Raw genomic sequence first — 1,841 nt, forward strand, 5'->3', positions numbered from 1 at the left:
GGATTACGCAACGTGCCAGTCTCTTGGCATGTTCTTCACGCTGCCTACTTATTTTAAGGTGTTGTCTACCTAGCCTATTAATTGCTTTCTTGCGATTGGATGAGCCTTTCTTTTTGCGAAAAACTCGACGTTGATAAAACTTTAGACGCTTTTCGCCTTTTCTATAGAAGCGAGGTGATGGTTCCGTATTTCCCCTAGAGTCGGTGTAGAATTCTTTTAGTCCTACATCCAATCCTACGGTAGCGTCAGCGGGTTCTAACTGTTCATTTACATCGACAGAGATGCAAAACTGAACATAATACCCGTCAGCCCTTTTGACTATACGAACCCGTTTGATTTGCTTATTGTCGAAGCGCCACAAGTCCCAGGTACCCTTGAGTTTTAGTTTTCCGATTCCTTTCTTGTCACTGAAAGTGATTGATTTCTTGTCAGGGGATAACTTCCATCCTGACTGTTTGTACTCAACCGATCTACAGTGTTTTTGAAAGCGGGGAAAGCCTTTCTTTCCTGGTACCTTCTTCTTGCAGTTTTCAAAGAAGCGAGAAATCGATGACCAGGCTCTCTCAGCCGCAGCTTGCCGGGCGGTAGAGTTCAACTCATTAGCAAACGGGAACTGTTTAGCCAGTATTTTGCTGTACTTGCTAAGGTCATATTTCCCTGTTCCCTTATTGTCCATCCACAAGCGAATGCAACTGTTGCGAATAAATTTAACCGTCCGAATCCCTTCATCAATACTTTGATATTGATGTGGTTTGCCGTAAGCTTTAAGCTCAATTATGATCACCGAATCTCGACCTCCTCGACCTTGACCTTCGGTCACGCTACGCGAACGGTCGCGCTACGCGAACGATATATCATTACGCTAACACGGTTGGCGTAATCTGTCAAGTCACAATCAAATCTCTTTCACGGCGACTAAAGTCGCTAGTCACTTTCATCCCCAGTCTAAAGACGCGGGGCTTTCAGTGTTTGGCTTTCTAGTAAAAGCTAATTATGTTTCCTGAAGGTTCAGAGACATCAAACACACTGTGTATTCGGCCTTAGCGAATTTCGCTCGGTGCATAGCCAGCCTCTTGCAGGGCGACCTGTTGAGCTTTTAAATCATCCACCATCAGATCAAAACTTGCTTGTCCTGGTGCTGCTTCAGGTTTATTTCTAAGCACGAGATGGGTTCCACCTCTCAATTCCAGTACTGCTAAGTCTGGAAATTCAGCAACTTTTCGCATCCCCACAAACTCGAAGAAGTCGAGAGATTTTTTGAAGTCTGAAACATTCATGCTAACATGCCCGATCCAAATAGGAGGACGTTCATCTTGCTGTGGATTATTTGGGGTCATGGTTTTTACTCTTAAACGCTTGGATGTTGTTCAAATCCCTGTGAAGTTGTACGTCCATTTCCGACTTTATAGTAATTTTAATTTGATTTAACTTTTTTTGCTCAACCGAACTATCTGTGTATAAAACCACGCTTATTGCTGACTAGTAGTGGTGTAGGGTTGGCAAATAATAGTATCACAATTTGAGCAGTTATCATCGACATGCAGCCCACCCTACAAAAGCGATTGGCCTACGGCCACGCTACGCGAACGCACTAACCTTGGCCAAAAGGCCACGCTTCGCGAACAACCTCATAACCTTGGCCAAAAGGCCACGCTTCGCGAACAATCTAACAACCTTCAACCTCATAACCTTCAACTTAACAACCTTCAACCTCATAACCTTCAACTTAACAACCTTCAACCTCATAACCTCCAACTTAACAACCTTCAATCAACTAACCTTCAACCAACTAACCTTCAACCAACTAACCTTCAACCAACTAACCTTCAACCAACTAACCT

At 43.8% G+C, this 1,841-nt stretch carries 2 protein-coding genes; both read right to left on the reverse strand.

Annotation, left to right across the window (positions count from 1 at the left end; translation table 11 throughout):
• On the reverse strand, positions 1–784 hold a 784-nt coding region (locus AC4II3_RS31390), incomplete at its 3' end, for an RNA-guided endonuclease InsQ/TnpB family protein (protein WP_490723014.1).
• A gap of 256 nt (positions 785–1,040) precedes the next feature.
• The gene (locus tag AC4II3_RS31395; RefSeq protein ID WP_488008550.1) at positions 1,041–1,337 is read right to left on the reverse strand and encodes a VOC family protein; all 297 of its coding nucleotides are present in this window, start codon (positions 1,335–1,337) and stop codon (positions 1,041–1,043) included.
• Positions 1,338–1,841: the final 504 nt, after the last annotated feature.

The organism is Moorena sp., assembly GCF_982860115.1.

Coding starts and splice junctions, on each gene's coding strand:
- AC4II3_RS31395 (WP_488008550.1), bottom strand. CDS start 1,337: ATGACCCCAAATAATCCACAGCAAGATGAACGTCCTCCTATTTGGATC.